This is a genomic window from Streptomonospora sediminis (assembly GCF_054778995.1).
Genome location: NZ_BAAGYZ010000100.1, coordinates 51400 through 70978, shown reverse-complemented (window position 1 = coordinate 70978; position 19579 = coordinate 51400). Strand labels below are relative to the sequence as shown.

Here is a 19579-nt window from a genome sequence, read left to right as displayed (position 1 = left end):
GAAGCTCCTGGTTGTTGCGGGCCGCTCGCGGGCGCGCCCGGTTCAGCGGGCTAAGGTTTGCTGCCGGCACGGCGCCCCATCCGCTCTTCCACGAAGTCGGCCGCGCGCGGGGCGCCTCCGGCGGCGTCGATGTCGGCGCGCAGGTTCCGCAGCCGGGTGCGGGTGGCGGTGTCGCCGGCCGCTGCGAGCACCGCTTCACGCAGCGAGTCGGCGGTCGCCGCTGCGGGGTCGATCCGGCGGCCGAGGCCGAGTTCGGCCACCCGGTCGGCGTTGACCCGCTGCTCGGGTTGGAACGGCACCACTACCAGCGGTGTCACGTGGTATCCGGCCCGCATGATGCTGCCCATGCCCGCCTGCGACACGAACACGTCGGCGTGGCGCAGCACCTCCGCGTAGGGCACCCAATCGTGCACTTCGAAGTTCGCGGGCAGCGGACCCGGGTCGTGGCCGCCGGTGGCGACCACGACGTGCCACGGCAGGCCGTCGAACGCGTCGGCGCAGGTGCGGAAGAACTCCGGGTGGTCATTGACCACCGTGCCCAGTGACACGAAAGCCACCGGCCTGCCGTTGCCGGGCGGCGACCATCCGCCGCTGCCGGATTCGGCACCGAAGCAGGGCCCCACGAACGCGTGGTCGTCGCCGAAGGTGTCGCCGAACGGTTGGAACGACCGCGGGAGGAACACCAGGGCGGGTTCTCCCTTGCCGGCGGCGATCTCGTCGGTTTCGGCGGGATCGATGCCGTGGCGGGCGAGGAAATCGCCCATGAGGTCGCGGACGGTCCGGGCTGCGGGGTCGTCCTCGCTCAGCTGCGGGTGGTCGGCGCGTTCGACCTGCTCCTGCATCAGGTTGTAGGTGTCGTTGGAGGCGAACACCGGCAGCAGCCGGCAGGTGGGCAGGCCCCATTTGCGGCCGAGGACGCGGCCGGGTGCCCAGACCGTGGAGTCGTAGACGATGCAGTCGGGGCGGTCGGTGGCGAGCCGGTTCTCGATTCCGGCGGTGGTGCCGGTGATTTCGGAGATGTACTGCACAAGGGCGCGTCCGAGCTCGTCGCCGGTCCACTCGTCGGGCGGGTCGGTCGTGGACATCAGCGCGGTGTCGTAGTCGATCACCGATGCGCCGATCCGGGCGGGGGCGTCGGCGACGGCTTCGGTCACCGCGTAGGTCACCCGGTGTCCGCGGCGCAGCAGTTCGCCGGCGACGGGCAGTGTGGGCGTGACGTGACCGGGTGAGGGGTACGGCAGAAACAGGATGTGCGGTCCCGTATCGGTTTCGCTGCGCACTGTGACCCGCCTCGACGATCGGTTTCGGGGTGCCCCGTGCATCATGCGCCACGCACCTTTAGCAAATCCCCCACAGGCGGTTGCTGTTGGCTCGGAGCATGGCCTCTTCACCGTCCCGCCACGTGGTCCTGTGCACGCTGCCCGGCTACGGCCATGTGACTCCGCTGCTGGACATCGTGGCCGAACTGCGCGCCCGCGGGCACCGGGTGACCGTGGCCACCGGGGCCGAGTTCACCGCCCGCCTCGCCGCCGCCGGTGCCGCCACCGTCGCCTACGGGCCCACGGACAGTGGGGATTCCGGTTCGCACGCCACGGCCCGCGCCGTGTCTGGATTCACCGGGTTTCTGACTGCGCTGGCCCCGGTGCGGGAGCTCCTCGCCACCGACCCGCCCGATCTATTGGGCTTCGACTCCACGATGTGGGTGGCCGGCCGGGTACTGGCCGCGGCCCACTCGTGCCCGGTCGTGCAACTGAGCCCGTGCTTCGTCTCCAATGAGCACTTCTCGCTGGCCGCACGCGTGGCCGAGCGGGTCCGCGGTACCGGCGAAGACGCGTGCCAAGACGCCTCCGAGGACACCGGCGGACCAGGCGGGGATGGCGGGGCCGGTGCGCTGCGGTCGGCACTGGCCGCTGCCGGACTGCGGGGCGACCCCGCCGACCTGCTCAGCGACGCCGGCGACCACAAACTCGTGTTCATGCCCAAGGAGTTCCAGTACCGCGGCGACACCTTTGACCAGCGCCACACGTTCGTCGGCCCCTGCCTGGGGCCCGTCCGCACCCGGGGCGATTGGGCCCCGCCCGGAAACGGCGATCCGGTGCTGCTGATATCGCTGGGCACGTCGCTGTTCAACGATCAGCCGGACTTCTTCCGGTCCTGCGCCGCGGCATTCGCCGACCTGCCCTGGAACGTGGTGATGACCCTGGGCAACGGCACCGACCCCGCCCAACTGGGTCCGCTGCCGGCCAACGTCCGCGCGCACCGGTGGCTGCCCCACCCGCTGGTGCTGGCCGCCGCCCGCGCCTCGGTCTGCCCGGCGGGCATGGGCAGCATCATGGAGTCGCTGGCCTGCGACACCCCCCTGGTCGTGGTTCCGCAGCACGGCGAGCAGGCGGTCAACGCCGACCGGGTGGCCGAACTGGGGCTCGGCACCCGCCTGGGCCGCGGCGAGATCCGGGCCGAGGCGGTCCGCGACTCGGTGCTCAAGGTCGCGGCCGACCCCGATATCGCCGACCGGGTGCACGGGATGAGCCGGTCCTGCCACCGCGCCGGCGGTTACCGGCGGGCCGCCGACACGCTGCTCGCGCTCGCCGCGGCAGCGGGCTGAGGCGACCGGGCACGGCGCCGGTGTTCGGAGGGTCTGAGGGGGCGGTGCCGCGCTGCCGGACCGCAGCGAAACGCCGCCCCGTTCCCGCACAGCGGCGGTTGCGGGGCGGCGGTTTCGGCGGCACCGGGCCGCCCGTGACGCGCCTGCGTCAGGTGTCGCGTTTGCTGAACACGGCGAAAGCCAGCCACGTCGCCGCGATCAGCCAGACCACTGCCGTCAGCGCGGCTTCCAGCGGCGGCAGGTAGGAGGCCGATTCGGCGGTGTTGACCCCGGCGAGGCTCTCGGCGATCGAGCCGGGCAGGCGGCGCGGAACGGTTTCGGCGAACCAGTCGCCCAAGTAGCCGGCGACCCACACCGGGACGGTGTCGATGGCCAGCACCAGCACGACGGCGCCGGCTGCGTTGCGCAGCACCACCGCCGCCACCATGGCCAGGACCACGTGTATTGCCATGGACATGGGAATGAACACGGCGACGGACCGCAGCAGCCCTTCGTTGCTGAGCTCCAGGGTGTTCTCACCGGTGACGCCGAGCAGGCTCTGGCTGATAATGAAGTTCGCGAACGAGATCACCGTGCCGATGACCAGGGCCAGGGCCGTGACGATGATGAACTTGGCCGCCAGTACCCGCCACCTGCGCGGCGTCGAGATGAGGGTGTACGTGAGCATCCCGGTGCGGTACTCGACGGTGACGACCGCGGCCCCCAGCGCCGAGAACGCCATCACCCCCAGGCTGGCACCGAAGAAGATGATCTCGTACCGCTGGCCCGCTTGGGCGTTGGCCATCGATTCCGCGCCGCCGAAGAGGATGACCAGGGAGGTGATCCCGACGGTCAGTCCCGCGGTGATGGCGATGAAAATGTAGGTGGCTGATACCGACCACAGTTTCGCCCATTCGGAGGCGAGAGTGGACGTGAATCGGGGCGTGGGCCGGCCTGATCGCGTGCCCTTGGTTTTGGTGAACAATTGAGCGGCTCCTTGGCTGAGCGGTCGGGACGATTGCGGCATTCCCGTAGGCCACGGTCCCGGAAAGCCGGAAAGCGGATCCGGGACGAAACTGGACGGGACGGATGGTGGCCGGCTGCGGCCCGCGGGATCGGCGCGGCTGCGGTGCTCGCCGCGCTTTTCAGCACCGGACCGTCCGGCGCCGGGCCCTGCCGCGGACCGGGCCGGCCGGGATCATGAACGGCTCTTCTGACCCTCGGTGGGGGCGGCGGTGTAGGTGGCGCTGTCATGGGTGAGCTCCATGAACATGTCCTCCAGCGTGACCGCCCGCGGCGCCAGCTCGTGGAGCGTGATGTTGTAGCGCGCGGCCAATTCGCCGATCGAGGCGGCGTCGAGCCCGCGCACCACCACCCGGCCCTCGGCAGCCTCCGACGGCTTCTCCGTATCGTGCTCGACCTTGGCGCCGGCGTCGGTGAGCACCGTGGTCAGCAGCGGGGCCTGCGGGCTGGCGACGAGCACGTGGCCGCCCGATCCGCTCTGGATGATCTCGTCCATGTCCTTATCGGCGATGAGCCGGCCGCGCCCGATCACGACCACCCGGTCGGCGGTCTCTTCCATCTCGTGCATGAGGTGGCTGGAGACGAACACGGTCCGCCCTTCGGCGGCGAGTCCGCGCATGAAGTTGCGGACCCACAGCACGCCGTCGGGGTCGAGACCGTTCACCGGTTCGTCGAGGAGCAGCGTGGCGGGATCGCCCAGCAGCGCGCTGGCGAGCCCCAGCCGCTGCCGCATGCCCAGGGAGAACGCACCGACCTTGCGCTGGGCGACCTCGGTCAGGCCGACGGTCTCCAGCACCTCGTCGACCCGTTTCACCGAGATCCGGCCCGCTTTCGCGAGCCAGCTCAGGTGCGCGCGGGCGGTCATCGCCGGGTGGATCGCGCTCGGGTCGAGCACGGCCCCCACCTCCTGCATGGGGGCGGTGAACTGGCGGAACGACCGCCCGTTCACCCGCGCGCTGCCCTGCGTGGGCTCCATCAGCCCCAGGATCATCCGCATGGTCGTGGTCTTGCCGGACCCGTTCGGGCCCAGGAATCCGACCACCCTGCCCGGTGAGACCGTGAAGGACAGGTCGTCGACGGCCTTGTTTTCGCCGAACGACTTTGTCAGATTTATGGCTTCAATCAATTCTCAACCCCCGGTTGCGCGGTACCGAAAAACCTGCTGATGCCTTCTGCCTTCCAGGCAACCAGGCGCCGAAGATGCGGCTCAAGCGCATGAAGTGGATTACTCGCGCAACAAAAGTTGTGGGCTTGGCGGGCGGCGACACCTATCGCGGCAGGGCTGCAACCTCCGGCCGCGATCCCGGCTCCCCGCCGCCGGCGCGGCCGCTGAATCCGGGAATAACGCGGCCAACCGCCCCTCGCCCGGCGCCGCAGCCGGCCGCGGGGCCCTGTTCAGGGGCGGCGCGGAGTGGCGATCCGCTGGATCGGGCCCGGCGCCGCCGGCGATGCGGTCCGGTCAGGCGGTGCGCGCCGTTGAATCCAGAACCTCATCCACTTGGCCTCCTTCTCCGGTACCCCGAAGTTAATGTGGCCTTATGAAGAGGAGTATCCGCACCATGCTCCGGCAATCACGACCACGGTTCACACCCACCCGCGACGACGCGCCGACCGCTGTCGTCGCCGTGCTGTTCGTCGTGTTGGAGCTCGCGATCGGGCTGAACAGCGAGCCGACGACCGGCGCGGCCGGGCCTTATGCCTGGACGGCCCTGCGGGTCAGCGTCGCGGTCTCGGTGCTGGTCCTCGCCCGCCTCCCGGTTCTGGTGGGCCTCTACGCCGTTGCCGTGTCCACGGCGCTGCTTCTCTCGGATCTGCTGTCGCCCGGCCTGCTGGTGCCCATGGACCCGATCGTGCTCTCCACGGTCCCCGCTGAGACACCGATCATCGTCTTCTACCTCGCGCGCCGCGCCGACCCCCGCCAGGCGGTCGCCATCGTCGCCGCCCTCACGCTGCTGGGCACCCGGGTGTGGGACCCGAGCTGGGACATACTTCCGTTCGGGCTGCTGAACACCGCGGTACCCGCGCTGCTGTCGATGTACCTGCAAGCCCGCAGGAACCTGCTCCAGTCGCTGCGGGAACGTGCCGAACGGGCCGAACGCGAGCAGCATCTGCTCGCCCAGCAGGCGCGTGCCGAGGAGCGGCGGCGGCTGGCGATCGAGATGCACGACACAGTCACCCACGAGGTGAGCCTGATCGTCCTGCAGGCCGGAGCGCTGGGGGTGGCGACCAAGGACCCCGAAGCGCGTACCGCGGCCGACGCCATCCGCGCCGCCGGCTCGCGCGCGATCGAGGAGCTGCGCGACATCATCGGCGTGCTCCGCGACGGGCCCACCGAAGCCCTGCGGGCTGCCCCGGCCGAGGGGGCGCGCGATGGCGGCGAGCGGCGCGAAGACCGGGTGCTCGACCCCGCGACACTGGTGGCCGAGTCGCGTGCGGCGGGCCTGCCCGTTGAGTTGAACGTCCACGGCGACCCCGCCGACGCCTCGCCGGTCATCGCGCGTACTGCCTACCGGGTCGTCCAAGAGGCCCTGACCAACGTACGCAAGCACGCTCCCGGCGCACCGACAACGGTCGACCTGCGCTACCGCGACAGCGGCATGCTGATCGAGGTCCGCAACGCCGCCTCCGAACAGTCTCCCGACCCTGTACTCGCGGGCAGCGGCTCGGGCACTGGGCTCGACGGGCTCCGGGAACGCGTCGAACTGGTGGGGGGGTCCTTGCGGGCGGCGGCCGCACCGGACGGCGGGTACATTGTCGATGTGATATTGCCGCTGCAGGCGCCCATAGTGGATTCGAGCAGGCAGGCGTCATGATCAGGGTGCTGGTCGTCGACGACGAGCCCATGGTCTGCACACACTTGCGGACCATCCTCGGTTCGGCCGAGGACATCGAGGTGGTGGGCCAGGCGCAGGACGGCGCCGAAGCGGTCGAGGCCGTGCTGCGGTTGCGCCCCGGCGTTGTCCTGATGGACCTGCGTATGCCGGGCGTCGACGGTGTCACCGCCATCGAGCGGATCGCGCGCATGTCCGATGCGCCCTACACCGTCGCGTTGACCACGTTCGACGACGACACCCACATCCTGCAGTCCCTTGAGGCCGGCGCGATCGGCTTTCTGATCAAGTCCACCTCCGCCGAGGACCTCATCCGGCTGGTCCGGGTGGCCGCCGACGGCCACGCCGTCATGTCGCCGCCGGCCATGCAGCGCTTGGTCGCGTCCTCGGGGGCGGGGCGCCGCAATACCGGCCGCGCCCGCGACGTCACCTCGGCATTGACCGAACGCGAGGTCGACGTGCTCACCTGCCTCGGCGAAGGGTTGTCGAACTCCGAGATCGGCGCCCGGCTGCACCTGGCCGAAACCACGGTGAAAAGCTACGTTTCGCGCATGCTGCCGAAGCTCGACTGCACCAACCGCACCCAGGCCGGGCTACTGGCCCACGAAGCCGGCCTGGTCGAGGCCAAACCGCGGAAACGGTAAGGCCCCGCAGCAGCAGCCCGCCGCCCCCCGGTTTCAGGCCGCGGAAGGAATCCGCGGACCGAATTCGAATAGTTGTGCGAAGAAAGATTCGTCGTCGGGCGTCTCCGCAGGCCGGAGCTTCGCCCACCAAGCAATGCCGTCTGCGGTTCTCTGCTGTGTCCGGAAATACCGGATCAAGGGCGGCGGATGCGCAGCAATTCCTGTCACTGCCCGCCTCTAGCGTGTCCGGATGGCCACACTCACGCAGTCTTACACCTATTTGCACCCCTCGGCCGTGCACGAGTCGGCCGACGGACGCGCGCTCGCGCTGGAGACCTCCGGCGGCGCCACACCGGCCGGTGAGGTCACCAACCCGCGGTTCTTCAGCGGCTTTCTGACCGCGCCCACCGCATCGGCGACCGCGCTGCTGGCGGTGGCCGACGTCGCGGCCGCCCGCTATTACCGGCCGCGGCCCTCGGCGGCCTTCCTGGACCCGGTGGTCACGGCCGGCGGCGACCGGCTGCGGATGGAGTCCTTCTCCGGCTGCTGCGGCGTCTACGCGCGCCTGGACGTGCTCGCAGCCGGCCTCGATGGCGACGATGTCGGCCACGGCACCACCAACGTCGACGTCAACGCCCCGCTGCGGCGGGCCCTCGCCAAGATCGGCGGGTTGGACCCGCTGCACCTTGCGGTCGGGCCCGACGGGATCGAGGCCACGACCTTCGACGGCGGGTTCGTCGAGAAGAAGGTGCCGCTCCCCCAGCGCTGGCTGCGCGGGTTCGCCGAAGCCCAGGTGCTCGGAGCCGACTTCGCCCTGCGCGCCGAGGTCTCGGCCGCCCAGGCCGCCGCCTTCCTGCGGTCGCTGCCGCGCCTCACCCAGTCCGGTGCCCGCACCACCCGCTGGGTGATGCCCACCGGCGGTACTCTGCGGCCGGTGAGCAGGCCGACGGCCGGTGCCGTGTGCCTGCCCGGTGCCGAGCGGTTGCTGTCGCTGCGCCCGGTGCTGCGGCACGCGACGGCGCTGCGCATCTACGCCCCCGCCGCGTCCGAGGGGTCCGAGGGCGAAGCGCCGGCCGCCGCCTGGGAGGTGGAGCTGCCGGGCATGCGACTGACACTGATGCTCTCCCCCAACCCCGCCCGCGGGTTCTCCGGCGAGGGCGGGGTGCTCCACGACCTGGCCGCCGGATCTTCGGAACAGGACGCCGAGGCGGTGTCGGAGCTGCTGGCGTGGGAATCCAAGATCGACCTGGCCGACCTGGCCCACCAGGCCGGTCTGCCGGCCGAGCGGGTACGCGCCGCGCTAACGGTCCTGGGCACCTCCGGCCAGATCGGCTACGACCTCGCCGAAGAGTCCTACTTCCACCGGCACCTGCCCTACTCCGCGGGCGCCGCGGAAAAGCGCAACCCCCGGCTGCGCGGAGCGCGGAAGCTGGTCGCCGACGGCCACGTCCGGCTCGACGGCACACTGGCGCGCGTGGGCAGCGCCGACCACGCCCACCTGGTCCGCACCGACGACACGGGCAAGCTGAGCTGCACCTGCCTGTGGTGGGCCAAGTACCGGGGCGGCCGCGGCCCGTGCAAGCACGTGCTCGCCACGCGCATGGTCCGGGACTCGGCCGAGGGGGCGGCGCAGTGAACCTGCTCGAACTTGCCGAAGCCGGTGACGCCGCGGGAGTGCTCCGGGAACTGGAGTCGATGACGCTGGAGCAGCGCGCGGCCTGGATCCCGGAACTGGCGGCCTTTCGGGAGACCCTGGATACCGAAGACTACGTATGGAAGCACAGCGGCCAAGCGTCCGCCCTGGCGAGCGCCGAACTCGGATGCCGGACCACCCCCGAGGCCGCCGCGGCCTGGCTCAGGGGCCTCCGCGTCTCCGTGGTCGGAAGCCGCTGCTGGATGGTGGACACCGTGAACCTGTATCCCCCCGAATGGCGCGCCGAACTGGTCGTCAAGCTTGTCGAACAGGGGCTGCCCCGGACGATATGGCGGGACGACGGAGGCGTGTTCGCCTTGGCCGAGCACCTGATCCGCGACACCGGCTGTCCGATACCGACCTCCAACGACTTCATCCACGTGTGGCTGTGTGACCGCAAAGGCATCGCCAGGGGCGGGTCCCGGGACCGTCGGGCGCCGAACATGCTGGGCGGAGGCCGGGGCGCCGGTTTCCTGGAACGCCTGTGCTCCGACGACTTCTCCGCGGTGCTCCTCCCGCCGGCCCTGGAACGACCGTCGTTTTCCATCGATCGGTATCGGCGGGTACTCGTCGGCGTCGCGGCCAAAGGCGTGCTCGACCGCGGTCTGCTGAGCCGCCGAATCTTCGCCGACCTGGTCCGCGGCACCCCGGCATACGCGGACGCGCTGAAGGCGTTGGAGGGACACCCGCTCACCGCGACCGAACAGGCCCGCATAGCCCGCACCCGCCAGGAGCTCGCCGAGCCCTGCATCTCCCGCCTGCTCCAAGACGGCCACCGCGAGGAGACGGCGGGGCCCATCACCACACTGCGCGCGCTCGACCTCACGCCGGACGAGAACGCCTCCCTTTTCCGCGACCACGTCGCCATGCTCGACCTGTCACCGCCGGTGGCCTCCTACGGACAGGACATGCTGATCGGACTGGACGAGGCGGGGCTGCTGGAGGCCGACGTACTCACCGAGGCCTGCGAACGCACCCTGCTCCGCCCGGAGAAGAAACTCGTGCGCACCCAACTGTCCTGGCTGGACAAGGTGGCCCGCCGCGACCCGGCGCGCGCCGGCCGTGTCGTGGTCGAGGCGGCGGCCGCCTGCCAGCACCCGGACGTGGCGCTGCAGGAACGCGCCCTCAACCTCATCGCCCGGCACCTGCCCAACGCGGGCGAGGAGGTGCTGCCCGACCTGCGGGCCGCCGCCGGCGATATCAACCCGGGGCTCGCCGCCCGGGCCGCGGAACTGCTGGGCCTGCCGGAGGACACCGCCGCCGAGCAGTACGTCGAAATACTGCCCGCCATGCCCGAGCCCCGGCCGGTGCCGGGCCCGGTCGAAACCATTGCCGAGGCGGCCCAGGAGGTCGCCGCGGCCGTGGCCAACCCCGGGGACGTGGTGGCGTTCGAGCGCGCACTCGACGGGCTGGTGCGCCACGCCCGCCTCGACCGCGACGCCCTGTCCGCAGCCCTCGCTCCGGCCGTCCGCAGAGAGCCGCGCCGCTTCAGCGGTGACTGGACACAGGCCGACCTGTACGAGGTCGCGGTGGCGCTGCGCGGCAACGAGAGCCATGGGCGGCATACGTTCCTCCTCGAAGACCATGCCGCCGATCAGACCTTCCCGAAGCACTGGTTGATCACCGTGGCCGGCGACATGCTCCGGGCGCGCATGTCCGAAGTGCTGAAGATGATCGGGTCCGGTACGCAGCCGTTCCTGCTGGCGGTGCCGACCTTGGACACCGGCGCACTCGACGCCGCCGTGCTCGTGGAGCGCATCGCCGAGTACGAGCGCCTCGATATCACCCCCGCGCCCGTCGACCTGGCCCAAGCCCTGCTGCGGGTCGACCCCGCACCCGGCGAACTCGTCCAGCGCGCCGCCGAAAAACTCGAATCCGACGCCGGACGGCAACTGGCCCGCTGGCTGGGCGACGGCGGCCTGCCGCACACGGACTCGACTCCGAAGGAATGGCCGGTGACCGATCCGACCAGCGCCCCGCCGGGCTGGTGGTGCCCTGCGAATCCCGGGCTGCCGACCAAACCCCCGCTCCCTCCGGTGGCCGCGGCCCTGGTCTGGGAAGGAAGGGACCGGGTCGCATATGAACATGCGGGGCCGATCTGGTTGGCGCAAATGCCGCACCACCGCGACGAGGTCGCCGCACGCATCCACGCGGACGAGCGGCGGAACTCGGTACCGCCGTACCGGGTCGACGCCGCCGGCCCCGCGGGCTATGCGATCCACTGGCATATCGCCTACGGCCTGCGCAGCACGGCAGACCCCTTCCTCGTGCTCGCCGCCCAGGGCCGGCTGGACAGCGCACTACTCGCAGGGCAACTGCAGGCGCTCCTCTACCGCGGTGTGATCGAGGCGAACCGGGTGACCACCACGCTGCGCGCCGCGGCCGAGACCGGCGCCTACGCCACCGTGTGGTCCGTACTCGAAGCCGCCCTGCCCCCACTCCTGCGCGACACCCCCCACCGCGCCGCCGGCTCGTTCCTGGTCCTTGCCGTCGACTGCGCCTCCCGATGCGGCGCCACCGGCCCGATCCCCGAGGTCGACGCCGTGGCCGCGCGCAAGGGAACCACCAAGACCATCAAAAACGCGAGACTCCTGCGCGACGTACTGCACCGAGAGGGAACAACACCGTGAACCTGATCGAACTCGTTGAGGCCCGCGACCGCGCCGGCGTGCTCCAGGAGCTGGCGTCGATGACGCTGGAGCAGCGGGCGGCCTGCGCCGCCGAACTGGCCGCCCGACGCGAAGCCACCGAAAGGCCGGCGTCCGAGGGCTCCGTCCACGAGCGCAACGCCTCTTGGGCGGCCGCCGAACTGGCAGGCCAGACCACCCCGGAAACCGCGGCGGCCTGGGTCAAGAAGCACGTGGGAACGCGCCTGGACTGCGGCCTGATGGTGGATACTACAGACCTGTATCCACCCGAGTGGCGGCGCGAGTTGGTCGCCCGGCTCGCCGAACAACCGCAAGACCCGCCCTACCGCTGGTTCGTACTGGCCGAACACATCATCCGCGACCTCGGCTGCCCGCTACCGACCACCGACACCTTCGTTTACGCCTGGTGGCTCGCCAAGCGCGTCCCCTCCAGCTTCGCCCAGGGGTGGCGCAGCCGCGTGCTGGGCGGGCCGCAGGGCGCCACCCTCCTGGAACGGCTTCGCAACGACGACTTCACCCCGACCCTGCTCCCACTGGTCGTGCTGCGACCGGCCATCGCCCCTCTCGGGCACCACCGCAAGGCGATCCTCCAGCTCGCCGCCAAAGGCGTGATCGACCGTGCCGACCTGAGCCGCCGCACCCTCGCGGATCTGACCTGCGATACCCCGGCGCAGGAGGACGCATTGAAGGCGCTGGCGGGCCATGCCCTCACCCCCGCCGAGCAGGACCGGGTCGTTGCCGCCCGCCGCGACGCCGCCGAGCCCCTTATCGCCGACCTGCTCCAGGACGGCGCCCGCGACGAGACGGCGGACTCGCTCACCACACTGCGTTCGCTCGCCCTCGCCCCAGACGAGAACACGGCCTTCCTGCGCGACCACGTGGCGATGCTGGACCTGTCGTCGCCGGTGGCCGGCTACGGCCAGGAGGTGCTGACCGGGCTGGACGAGGCAGGGCTGCTGGAGGCCGATGTACTCACCGAGGCCTGCGAACGCGTCTTGCTCCGCCAGGAAAAGAAACTCGTGCGTGCCCAGCTGACCTGGCTGGACAAGGTGGCCCGCCGCGACCCGGCGCGGGCGGAGCGGGTGCTGATCGACGCCGCAATGGTCTTCCAGCACCCGGCTGTGGACCTGCAGGAGCGCGCCCTCAAGCTCATCGCACGCCACCTGCGCAAGGCCGGCGCGGACGTGCTGCCGGAACTGCGGACCGCCGCCGCGGCGCTCGACCCGGCGCATGCGGCCCGGGCCGCCGAGCTGTTGGGCCTGCCGCAGGACACCGGCGCCGCACCGTATACCGAAGCGCTGCCTCCGGTGCCCGCACCCCGCCCGGTACCCGGCCCGATCGCAACGGCCGCCGAGGCCGCCCAGGAGGTCGCCGCCGTCCTGGCGAACGACCGGGACGTGGTGGCTTTCGAACGCGCACTCGACGGACTGGTGCGCCTCGCCCGCCGCGACCGCGGGGCGCTGTCCGCGGCCCTCGCCCCGGTCGTGCGTCAGGAAGAGCGCCGCTCCAGCGAGAACGGTCCGCAGGCCGATCTGCTGTACGACATGGCGGCGGCGGTGTGCCGTGCGGAATCGCTGCATCCGCGGTTCCGGCCCCAGGGGGTATCCCCGTCCGGAAAGATGCTCGAGGCACGGGTGAGCGAGGCCGCCGAGCTGGTCGCCTCCGGTAGCCAGCCGTTCCTGCTGGCGTTGCCGAGCCTGGACACCGGCGCCATCGACGCCGCCGTACTGGTGGAACGCATCGCCGAGTTCGAGCGGCTCGGTGCCGCTCCGGCACCCGTCGACCTCGCCCAGGCTCTGCTGCGCGTCGACCCCGCCCCCGAAGGGCCGGTGCTGCGCGCCGCCGAAAAACTGCAATCCGACGCCGGACGGCAACTGGCCCAATGGCTGCGCGACGGCGGGCCGGCACACCAGGACTCCACGCCGGCCGAGTGGCCAGTGGCCGATCCGGCCGGCGCACCGTCACGGTGGTGGCAGCCGGCCCACCCCGGCCCGGCGGCCGAACTCCCGCTCCCGCCGGTCGCCGCAGCCCTGCTCGGGCCGTACAAGACGAGATACACGGGACTCGACCCCGAACGGTTCTGGCTCGCCCAGTTGCCGCACCACCGCGACGAGGCCGCGGCCCGCATGCGCGACATCTCCCGGCCGGACCGCATACTGCCGTTCCTGGTGGAATCCGGTGGCCCCGCAGGATTCGCGGTGCACTGGAAGATCGCGGAGGCCATGGGCACCGACACCGCAGCGGATGCCCTGCTGGTGCTCGCCGCCCAAGGCCGGCTCGACAGCGGACTTCTCGGCGGACAACTGCAGGCGCTGGCACACCGCGGACGGGACGGTGCCAACCCCGCGGCCACCACGCTGCGCACCGCGGCTGAGACCGGCGCCTACGCCACGGTCTGGTCCGTGGTCAAGGCCGCCTTGCCCGCGCTGCTCGGCGACAAGCCGGTCCGCGGCGCCGCAGCGCTGCTCGCCCTTGCCGCCGAATGCGCCTCCCGATGCGGGGCCACCGGACCGATCGCCGAGGTCGACGAAATGGCCGGGCGCAAGGGGACCACCCAGACCATCAAAAACGCCAGACTCCTGCGCGACGCACTCCACCGAGAAGAAACCACACCGGCATGAACCTGACCGAACCCATCGAAGCCGGCGATACGCCCGGCGTGCTTCGGAAACTGGACGCGATGACACTGGAGGAGCGGGAGGCCTGCGTGCCGGCTTTGGCAGCGCGGCTTGCGGAGGCCGAGGCCGCGGCCGCGGCCGATGTGTGGTGGTGGTCCAGCCGGGAGTCCTACGCCCTGGCGAGTGCGGAACTGGGGTGCCGGACCGCCCCGCACGCCGCGGCGGCCTGGCTGGTGGCGCCCGAGCAGCGGCGGCGGTCCTGGGGCTGGATGGTGGACGTCGTGAACCTGTATCCCGCCGCATGGCGGGCCGAGCTGGTCGCCGAGATCGGTCGGCAGGCCACTCCCGGCACCGGCGGCTGGTTCCCCATCGCAGAACACCTCATTTGCGACACGGGCTGCCCGGTGCCGGTCTGCGACGCCTTCGTCGCGGCCTGGCTGGAGGAACACCGCTCCACCAGGAGGGAACCGTCCGGCGAGAAGACCCCGGGTGGGGCGCAACCGCTGGGCGGAGTCCAGCGCGGTACCAGTCTGGAGCGGCTGGGCAACGACCGCTTCACCCCGGCACTGCTGCCCCTGGGAGTGGAGCGGGCGCACCTGCGCACCCTGCCTGACGTAGAAGATCTGGCCGAACTCGCCGCAGACGGCACCATCGAGGGTGCTCCGCTCATCCGCCGGGCTCTCGCGGAGCTGGACGGCGGCGGGGTAGCGGCGGATCCCGACGACGACGATGGCGCGCCATGGGCGGCCGGCCTGGTCGAGGCGTTCGCTCTCGCTCACGCCGAAGAGGCGTGGCCGGCCGGTGAACGCGCCGCGCTCCGGGAGCGATTGCTCGCCCGCCTGCTGCAGGAGCGCAGCCGCAACGAGACGGCGGCGGGCCTTGCGGCGCTGCGGGCCCTGGCGCCCGTTCCCGCCGAGAACGCGGTGTTCGTGCGGGACTTCACGGCGATGCTGGACCTGTCGTCGCCGGTGGCCGCCTACGGCCAGCGGGTGCTGGCCGGGCTGGACGAAGCGGGGCTGCTGGAGGCCGACGTGCGCACCGAGGCGTGCGAACGCGTCCTGCTCCGCCCGGAAAAGAAGCTGGTCCGCGCCCAGCTTTCCTGGCTCGACAAGGCGGCCCGCCGCGCCCCGGGGCAGGCGGGCCGCATCCTGGTCGAGGCGGCGGCGGCATTCCAGCATCCGGATGTGGACGTGCAGGAGCGCACCCTCAAACTCATCGGCCGCCACCTGCGCAGAGCCGGCGGTGATGTGCTGCCGGAGCTGCGCGCCGCCGCAGGCACCAGCGCGGGACTCGCCGAGCGGGCCCGCGAACTGCTCGGGCCTGAGACCGGCCCCGCCCAAGGCACCCTGGGCACCCGGGGCGCCGAGAGCACACCCCAGAGCCGGGAGATCCGGGAAGGCCAGGAGCCCCCCGCCGGACAGTACGCCGAAACGCTGCCTCCGGCGCCCGAACCGCGGCCCGTGCCCGGCCCCATCGCCACCGCCGCCGAAGTCGCCGAGGAAGTCGCCGCGGTCATGGCGAACCGCGGGGACATGATGGCGTTCGAGCGGGCGCTGGACGGGCTGGTCCGCCATGCCCGCCTCGACCGCCCAGCGCTGGCCGCAGCGCTCAGCGTGATCCGGCAGAGCCGCACCGGTCCGTTCCGGGACTTCCCGCAGCACCACATTTACGACGCGGCCGCATTCGCGCGGGACGGCGAGTGGCCGGAGCAGATCGCCCGCTTCCGCACGGAGTACCTGCGCGGCACGGCCTTCCGCACGGACTCGATGTGGTTCCCGCCCGCCGGGACGATGCTCGTGGCGCGGCTGACCGAGGCGATGGAAGCGATCGAGTCCGGCTCGCAACCGTTCCTGCTGGCGACGCCGACCCTGGCCACCGGCGCCATCGACGCCGCCGTCCTTGTGGAGCGCATCGCCGAGTTCGAGGCGCTGGGCGCCGTGCCCGGTCCCGACGACCTTGCCCAAGCGCTGCTGCGTGTGGCCCCCGCCCCCGGCGAGCACGTCCACCGCGCCGCCGAAAAGCTCGAGTCCGGCGCCGGGCAGCGGTTGGCCCGCTGGCTGCGCGAGGGCGGCCTGGCGCACCAGGACTCCACTCCGCCCGGGTGGCCGGCGGCCGACCCGGCGAGCGCTCCGCCCGGCGAGTGGCTCCCCGCCCGCCCCGGCCGGGCACTTGACCCGCCGCTCGGGCCGGCCGCCGCCGCCTTGATCGGGCCGGAACCTTCCCTGCCGTGGCCTGCCGCAGACGTCGCACCGTACTGGTTGGCGCAGCTGCCCCACCACCGCGACGAGGTGACGGCGCGCACCCACGCAGCGCGGCCGGAAGGTGTGCTGCCGTACCTGGTGGAATCCGGAGGTGCCGCTGGGTTCGCGGTGCACTGGAAGATCGCGGAGGTCCTAGACGGCCACGCGGCGGTGGACGCCCTGCTGGTGCTCGCCGCGCAGGGCCGGCTGGACGGCGGGCTGCTCGGGGGGTTGCTGCAGGCGCGGGTGCGCTTCGGCAGCAGCGAACCCAACCGGGTCGTGGCCACGCTGCGTGCGGCGGCCGAAACCGGCGCCTACGCGACCGTGTGGTCGGTGCTCGCCGCCGCCCTACCGGGGCTGCTTCGCGACAAGCCGGTCCGCGGCGCCGGGGCGTTCCTCGCCCTGGCCGCCGAATGCGCCGCCCGATGCGGGGCCACCGGCCCGATCGCCGCGGTCGACGCGGTTGCGGGGCGCAAGGGCTCCAGCCAGACCATCAAGAACGCCCGGCTCCTGCGCGACGCGCTGCGCCGAGAGGAACAGAGACCGTGAACCTGCTCGAACTGGTGGATGCCGGGGACACTGCAGGTGTGCTCCGGGAACTGGAGGCGATGACGCCGGACCAGCGCGCCGCCTACGCCCCGGAACTCGCGGCCCGCCGCGAAGCCCTGATCACCGGCCCGAACTGGTGGATGGTGGAATACAACGGCAATGTGCACGAGACCGCCCGTTGCACCGCCGAACTGGGATGCCGGACCACCCCGCAGGCCGCCGCGGCCTGGCTCGCGGCTCACCAGCTCCAGCCGGCGACCCCCGACTGGATGCTGGACGTTGTGAACCTGTACCCCACCGCATGGCGGATCGAACTGGTCACCCAGGTGGTCGCACAAGCGTCGCCCAACCCAAGGGCAATGTGGTTCCCCATCACCGAGCACCTGGTCCGCACCACGGGCTGCCCCGTTCCCACCTCCGATGTCTTCATCCAAGGCTGGCTGCTGAGCCGCCTTATGTATCCGGCGCGCATGCAGCCCGGGCACCGGCTGGACTGGGTGCAGGGGGCGAACTACCTGGAACGGCTGCGCAACGACGAGTTCACCCCGCTGCTCCTCCCCTTGGCAGTGGAACGGCCCAGTGTCGCGATCCTCACTGTGGAACCGCTGACCGCTCTCGCTGCGGACGGCGTGATCGACCGTGCCGTGCTGATCAACCGCGTCTTCGCCGACGCGGCCGGCGCCGATGCGCGCCGCCAAGCGGACATGCTGAACGAGCTCGCTCTCACCGCCGAAGAACACGCCCGGACGGCTCCGCAACGCGCCGAACTCGCCGAGCTCCTGCTCACGCAATTGCTCCAGGACGGAACACCCAACGAGACCGGGGCGCCCCGCGCGGCCCTGCGCGCGCTCGGCCTTGCCCCGGACGAGAACGCGGCCTTCCTGCGCGACCATGTGGCGATGCTGGACCTGTCGTCGCCGGTGGCCGACTACGGCCAGGAGATCCTGATCGCGCTGGAGGAGGCCGGGCTGCTGGAAGCCGATGTGCTCACCGAGACGTGTGAGCGCGTCCTGCTGCGCCCGGAAAAGAAACTGGTCCGTGCCCAGCTTTCCTGGCTGGACCGCATCGCCCGCCGCGACCCGGCACGGGCGGGCCGGGTGCTGGCCGACGCCGCGATGGCCTTCCAACACCCGGACGTGGCGCTGCAGGAACGCGCCCTCAAGCTCATCGCCCGCCACCTGCGCAACGCGGACGCGGACGTGCTGCCGGAGCTGCGGGCCGCCGCCGCGGGGATCAGCCCGGGGCTCGCCGACAGGGCGGCCGAAGTGCTCGGCGCACCGGAGGACGCCGGTTCCGGTGTCGGCGCCGGTCAGTACACCGAAACCCTGCCCGCAGCGCCCGAGCCCCGATCGGTGCCCGGCCCCATCGAAACCGCCGCCGAGGTCGCCCAGGAGGTCGCCGCGGTCCTGGCCCACCCCGACGACGTGGTGGCCTTCGAGCGGGCACTCGACGGGCTGGTGCGCCATGCCCGCCTCGGCCGCGGGGCGCTGGCCGCGGCCCTGGCGCCGGCCGTGCGCAGGGAACCGCAGCCGCGCCACACCGATCACGGCTTCACGCGGATCGACGAAGACTACTCGCAGGTCGACCTGTACGACGTCGCCGCTGCGGTGTGCGGCGATGAACGCCGCAGGTGGCACATCCACCTCCGCGAGGACGAGGTCGCCAACCCCTTCATCCACATCATCCCCAAGATCGCGGAGATCTCCCCGCCCGGGCGGATGCTCCAGGCGCGGCTGAGCGAGGCGATCGAGCTGGTCGAGTCCGGCTCGCAGCCGTCGCTACTGGCGTTGCCGACCGTGTCCACCGGCGCGATCGACGCCGCCGTGCTGGTGGAGCGCATCGCCGGGTTCGAGGCGTCGGGGGCCGATCCCGCCCCCGTCGACCTCGCCCAGGCCCTGCTGCGCGTCGGCCCCGCCCCCGACGGGCCGGTGCTGCGCGCCGCCGAAAAACTCCGATCCGGCGCCGGACGGCGGCTGGCCCGCTGGCTGCGCAACGGGGGCCTGCCCCACCGCGACTCCGCACCGCCGCAGTGGCCGGTGTCCGATCCGGCCAGGCGGCCGCTGGAAGAGTGGCGCCCGGTGGCCCGTCCGGGGCCGGTGACCGATCCCGCGCTCCCGCCGGTCGCCGCTGCCCTGATCGGGCTGCGCAGGTGCACGCAGTGGGAATCCGGGCGCGCCGGACCGTTCTGGATGGCGCAGTTGCCGCACCACCGCGATGAGGTGGCCGCACGCGCCCACCTGCCGCTGTTCGGAGACACGGTGGCGCCGTTCCTGGCCGACGCCGGCGGGCCGGCGGGGTTCGCGGTGCACTGGCACGTCGCGGACGGCCTGCGCAGCGCCGCCGACCCCTTGCTCATGCTCGCCGCCCAAGGACAGCTGGACAGCGCGTTGCTCGGCGGACTGCTGCAGGCGATGCTGCGCCACCGCGAGAGCGAGGCGAAACCGGTGACCGCCACGCTGCACGCCGCAACCGAGACCGGCGCCCACGCCACCGTGTGGTCGGTACTCGCCGCCGCCCTGCCCGGCCTGCTGCGCGGCACACCGGTGCGCGGCGCCGGGGCGCTGCTCGCCCTGGCCGCCGAATGCGCCTCCCGATGCGGCGCCACCGGCCCGATCCCCGAGGTCGACGCGGTGGCGGGGCGCAAGGGCTCCAGCCAGACCATCAAGAACGCCCGGCTCCTGCGCGACGCGCTGCGTTAGCGCAGGCGGGGGCTGTGGCGGGGCCGGCGTGCCGGCCCCGCCGAGCACGCCGAGTGGCGGGATCAGGGCGG

Annotated in this window: 11 protein-coding genes; 8 read left to right on the top strand and 3 right to left on the bottom strand. The window is 72.1% G+C overall.

Going from position 1 to position 19579, the window contains the following annotated elements; genetic code table 11:
* Positions 1-50: 50 nt before the first annotated feature.
* The gene (locus tag ACYVD5_RS19335; protein ID WP_461002487.1) at positions 51-1280 is read right to left on the bottom strand and encodes a macrolide family glycosyltransferase; all 1230 of its coding nucleotides are present in this window, start codon (positions 1278-1280) and stop codon (positions 51-53) included.
* Between the two features lie 98 nt (positions 1281-1378).
* Between ACYVD5_RS19335 and ACYVD5_RS19330 the strand changes: the two genes are divergently transcribed.
* Positions 1379-2605, top strand: coding sequence for a macrolide family glycosyltransferase (locus ACYVD5_RS19330; RefSeq protein ID WP_461002486.1), 1227 nt, complete (start codon positions 1379-1381; stop codon positions 2603-2605).
* 148 nt (positions 2606-2753) lie between these two features.
* Here ACYVD5_RS19330 and ACYVD5_RS19325 read toward each other — a convergent pair whose 3' ends face one another.
* Positions 2754-3569: a hypothetical protein gene (locus ACYVD5_RS19325; RefSeq protein WP_461002485.1), complete on the bottom strand. Its 816-nt coding sequence runs from the start codon at positions 3567-3569 to the stop codon at positions 2754-2756.
* 213 nt (positions 3570-3782) lie between these two features.
* Positions 3783-4733, bottom strand: coding sequence for an ABC transporter ATP-binding protein (locus ACYVD5_RS19320; RefSeq protein WP_461002484.1), 951 nt, complete (start codon positions 4731-4733; stop codon positions 3783-3785).
* 412 nt (positions 4734-5145) lie between these two features.
* Here ACYVD5_RS19320 and ACYVD5_RS19315 point away from each other — a divergent pair, with 412 nt between their 5' ends.
* The 7 genes from ACYVD5_RS19315 to ACYVD5_RS19285 all read left to right on the top strand — a co-directional run bounded on the left by ACYVD5_RS19315 (position 5146) and on the right by ACYVD5_RS19285 (position 19508).
* A complete protein-coding gene (locus tag ACYVD5_RS19315) occupies positions 5146-6420 on the top strand; it encodes a sensor histidine kinase (protein WP_461002483.1) in 1275 nt (424 codons plus the stop codon).
* The gene (locus ACYVD5_RS19310) at positions 6417-7082 is read left to right on the top strand and encodes a response regulator transcription factor (RefSeq protein ID WP_461002482.1); all 666 of its coding nucleotides are present in this window, start codon (positions 6417-6419) and stop codon (positions 7080-7082) included. The genes ACYVD5_RS19315 and ACYVD5_RS19310 overlap by 4 nt, the downstream gene beginning before the upstream one ends.
* A 229-nt stretch (positions 7083-7311) precedes the next feature.
* Positions 7312-8697: an SWIM zinc finger family protein gene (locus ACYVD5_RS19305; protein WP_461002481.1), complete on the top strand. Its 1386-nt coding sequence runs from the start codon at positions 7312-7314 to the stop codon at positions 8695-8697.
* A complete protein-coding gene (locus ACYVD5_RS19300; RefSeq protein ID WP_461002480.1) occupies positions 8694-11384 on the top strand; it encodes a hypothetical protein in 2691 nt (896 codons plus the stop codon). Before ACYVD5_RS19305 ends, ACYVD5_RS19300 begins: the two co-directional genes overlap by 4 nt.
* The gene (locus tag ACYVD5_RS19295; RefSeq protein ID WP_461002479.1) at positions 11381-14023 is read left to right on the top strand and encodes a DUF7824 domain-containing protein; all 2643 of its coding nucleotides are present in this window, start codon (positions 11381-11383) and stop codon (positions 14021-14023) included. Before ACYVD5_RS19300 ends, ACYVD5_RS19295 begins: the two co-directional genes overlap by 4 nt.
* The gene (locus tag ACYVD5_RS19290) at positions 14020-16809 is read left to right on the top strand and encodes a hypothetical protein (RefSeq protein ID WP_461002478.1); all 2790 of its coding nucleotides are present in this window, start codon (positions 14020-14022) and stop codon (positions 16807-16809) included. Before ACYVD5_RS19295 ends, ACYVD5_RS19290 begins: the two co-directional genes overlap by 4 nt.
* Positions 16806-19508, top strand: coding sequence for a DUF7824 domain-containing protein (locus ACYVD5_RS19285; RefSeq protein ID WP_461002477.1), 2703 nt, complete (start codon positions 16806-16808; stop codon positions 19506-19508). Before ACYVD5_RS19290 ends, ACYVD5_RS19285 begins: the two co-directional genes overlap by 4 nt.
* Positions 19509-19579: the final 71 nt, after the last annotated feature.